3 protein-coding genes are annotated in these 3,652 nt (G+C 71.1%); all 3 read left to right on the plus strand.

The annotated features are described in order from the left end of the window. Positions 1-93 precede the first annotated feature (93 nt). Complete coding sequence (locus tag KBI44_21645; protein MBP9147091.1) at positions 94-1,257, plus strand: serine/threonine-protein phosphatase; 1,164 nt, start codon at positions 94-96, stop codon at positions 1,255-1,257. Between the two features lie 13 nt (positions 1,258-1,270). Beyond that, positions 1,271-2,521: a hypothetical protein gene (locus KBI44_21650; GenBank protein MBP9147092.1), complete on the plus strand. Its 1,251-nt coding sequence runs from the start codon at positions 1,271-1,273 to the stop codon at positions 2,519-2,521. Between the two features lie 7 nt (positions 2,522-2,528). Further along, on the plus strand, positions 2,529-3,652 hold a 1,124-nt coding region (gene kynU, locus KBI44_21655), incomplete at its 3' end, for a kynureninase (GenBank protein ID MBP9147093.1).

The raw sequence follows: 3,652 nt of genomic DNA on the forward strand, positions 1-3,652 counted from the left end.
TGTCGAGCCTATCGAACCGTCGTCCCCCTTCCCCGGGGCTCCGCCCCCCCGGCGGACGGCAACTCCCGAGGCCGGCGGACGTAAGATCAGGGTGTGAGACGCCAGCAGACGCAGGCGAAGCGGCCGTCGGCCTGGACGCGGACCGAGACCTTCCTCCTCAACTATACCCGGGGCTTGTCGGGCGAGGAGTTGCGGCGGCTTTTCGACCGCGATGCCAAGGGGGCGTATTCGGTCCTGATGCGCGACCGCGAAGCGCAGGTCGAGAACGTCGCGGGCGTGAAGCGCTATTTACGTGCCGCGAAGCTTCTCTTCCTCAGCCTCTCCGAGAAGCTCTCGCCACGCCGCCGGCTGCTCTTCGGGATCGCGATCCTCGCCGCCGTCGTCGGGATCATCGACCCGCAGATCAGCTGGGTGGACGGGGATCGTCACGGCAGTCTCGGCGGATCGAGTCTCTTCTTCGTAGTCGCGATCGTGCTGCTGCTCCTCCTGCTGGCCTTCGAGATGGTCGACCGCGTCCTGGTGCGCGACGAGATCCAGATTGCCCGCCAGCTCCAGCGCGAGCTGCTGCCCAAGGCGAGCCCCGATCTGCCGGGCTACGCCTTTGCCCATTCGTCGCGCACCGCCAACGACATCGGCGGCGACTACTACCAGTTTCAGCGCCTGCCCGACGGCCGGATGGCGATCGTCGTCGCCGACGCCAGCGGCCACGGCATGGCGGCGGGGCTGCTGATGGCGATCGCCGACGCGACCCTGCATATCGCGCTCGAGCTCGATCCGACGCCTGTCGCCGTCTCGACCCTGCTGCAGCGCGCCATCTGGCGCACCGGCGACCGGCGCTCGTTCCTCACTCTCTTCTACGCCCTGCTCGACCCGGCGACCGGCGACGTCGAGTACGTCTGTGCCGGCCATCCTTTCCCGCTGCTCCGGCGAGCCGACGGCACCATCGAAGAGCCCGCCCTGGGATCGTTCCCCCTCGGCATGCGCGAGACGGTGAAACCGGCCAGCGGGCGGCTCCATCTTGCGCCCGGCGACCTCCTGCTGTTGTTCAGCGACGGACTCTTCGAGGGCGTCGATCGCTCCGGGCAGGCCTTCGGCTTCGATCGCCTCCGTGCAGCGCTCGCCGCCGGCGGCGCCGCGGTGCGGTCGCACGACGCGATCCTCGCCGCATTCGAACGCCATGTCGGCGGAGAGCCGCTCGCCGACGACCTGACGGTCGTCGTCGTCGAGCGACTCCCCCTGGGGAGCGAATCGCAGTAGATTCAGCTGGATCATGAACGCTCTCGTCGCCCGCCTGCGCACCTCGGAACGGGCCTGGAGCGGGGCGCTCTTTTGCGGACTCTGCCTGGTGCTGGTTTCGGGCAGCCCGACCGGCGCGGTGCCGGCAAGTCTCCTCGCTCAGGCCGAAGCCGCCGCGCTCGGGACCCTCCTCGCTCTCTGGGTGGCGCGCGCGACGGGGCTGCGGCGGCACGGCCTGGCGATGGCGCTCGCTGCCCTGTTCACCACTCCGCTGCTGCCCTACGCCTTCGTTCCCGGCGAGATCAGACCGGCGCTCCTCCTCTTCGCAGCGGGCTTTCTCGCCATCGGCCCGACGCGGTTGCGCTCGCCGGCCCGCGACCTCGGGCTCCTCCTCGCCTCGTCCGGCATCCTCCTGCTCGCTCCCAGCGGCCGCCTTCTCCTGCCCGTGCTCTTGTGGCTGGCCTGGTGCGCCGCCGAACGCCGCGGCACGGAGCGGCGCGTCGATCCGAAGCCCGGCTTTTACGCCGTGGCCGCGATCCTCGCAGGGCTCGCCCTTGTGGGGGCATGGAGGCTCGATCGGGGACCGATCGCGTTCGCCGGTTCCCCGATCGAGTGGCTGATCCATGTCCACGGCTTCCTCCTGTCGCTCAACAAAGGCCTGGTCCTGTTTGCACCTCTGGTGCTCATCGGGCTCTGGCGGGCGTTTCGCGGCGCCGTCACCGATCGCCGGACCGGCCGCTTCGCGCTCTTTGCCGCCGCCAGCCTGATCGTGCCGTTCGCCGGACTCGAACAGTGGTGCGACGCCTCCTGGGGACCGCGCCACCTGCTCGCCGCACTCGCTCCGGCGCTCCTCGCCGTCGCGCTCTCGCGCACCGAGCGCGCCCGGCGCGGCGGCCACCGGCGCTGGATCCTCGCCGCAGTCGTTTGCGGCCTCGCGGTCAACACGCTGGGCACCGCGATTCCCCAGACGGCGCTCGCCGAGGTCGCCGGACCGGCGCGCACGGAGACCTCCGTCGCGCTGCTGTTCGATCCGGCCTGGAACCATCCGCGCGTCAACGCGGCTCTCCTGGGCGTCTGGCTGGTCGCTCGTCTCCCCTTCCTCCCACCGCTCCCGGAGCTCGCCGAGTCGACGGTCACCGCGGCGGCCACTCCCGGTCCTGTCCTCCTCCGCGTCTTCGACACCGTCGAGCGGGCGGCGCTGCTGCCGTACGCCCTCCTGCTGACGATCACCGGAACTCTGGGCTGGGGCCTTCTGGTGCTGGTCCGCCGCGCCGGCAGGGAGTGACCTCGCCGTGACCCGCGATCGCGCTCGTGCCCTGGACGCTCAAGACCCGCTCGCCGCGCTCCGTGACCAGTTCGACCTCCCGCCCGGGCTCATCTACCTCGACGGCAACTCTCTGGGCGCGCTGCCGCGAACGACCGCCGCCCGGCTGCGCGAGGTGACCGAAGTGGAATGGGGAGAGGGACTCGTGCGCAGCTGGAACCGCGCTGGTTGGATCGAGCTCGCCCAGCGGGTCGGCGACAAGATCGGACACCTTGTCGGAGCCGGTGCCGGCGAACTGGTGGTCGCCGACTCGACATCCATCAATCTCTACAAGGCCCTGAGCGCCGCGTTGGACCTCGCGCGCGCCACCTCACCCGAGCGCCGCGTCGTACTCTCCGAGCGCAGCAACTTCCCCACCGACCTCTACGTCGCTGCGTCTCTTTCGGGCGAGCGCGGATTCGACCTCGTGCTCGTCGCAGAGAACGAGCTTCTCGCGCAGCTCGACCGGCGTGTCGCCGTGCTGCTCCTCACCCACGTCAACTATCGCACCGGCCGCATGCACGACCTCGGCGCGACGACCGCCGCCGCCCACGCCGCCGGTGCCGTCACGGTCTGGGACCTGGCACACTCGGCCGGCGCCGTGCCGGTCGATCTCGACGGCAGCGCGGCCGACTTCGCGGTCGGTTGCGGCTACAAGTACCTCAACGGCGGGCCGGGAGCTCCGGCTTTCGTCTGGGCGCACCCGCGGCACGTCGAGCGCGTCCAGCAGCCGCTCCAGGGCTGGTTCGGCCACGCCGCCCCGTTCGACTTTGCGCCCGGCTACCGGCCCGCGGCGGGCATCGCCCGATTCCAGTGCGGCACCCCGCCGGTACTTCAGCTGGCGGCGCTCGAATGCGGCGTGGACACGGTTCTCGCGGCGCAGCCGCTCGGCGGCGTCCCGGCGCTGCGCGCCAAGTCGTTGGCGCTCGCCGAGAGCTTCATCGTCGGCGTCGAGAGCCGTTGCGCCGGGCTGGGCTTCGAGCTCGTCTCGCCGCGCGACGGCGCCCTTCGCGGCAGCCAGGTTTCCTACCGCTTCACCGGCGACGGCTACGCCGTGATGCAGGCACTCGCGGCGCGCGGCGTGATCGGGGACTTTCGAGGGGGTTCGCCAGC

It is taken from the genome of Thermoanaerobaculia bacterium (assembly GCA_018057705.1).
Lineage (GTDB): Bacteria > Acidobacteriota > Thermoanaerobaculia > Multivoradales > JAGPDF01 > JAGPDF01.

Excerpts from the sequence above, each read along its gene's own strand:
- KBI44_21650 (MBP9147092.1), top strand. The coding sequence starts at position 1,271 with ATGAACGCTCTCGTCGCCCGCCTGCGCACCTCGGAACGGGCCTGGAGC.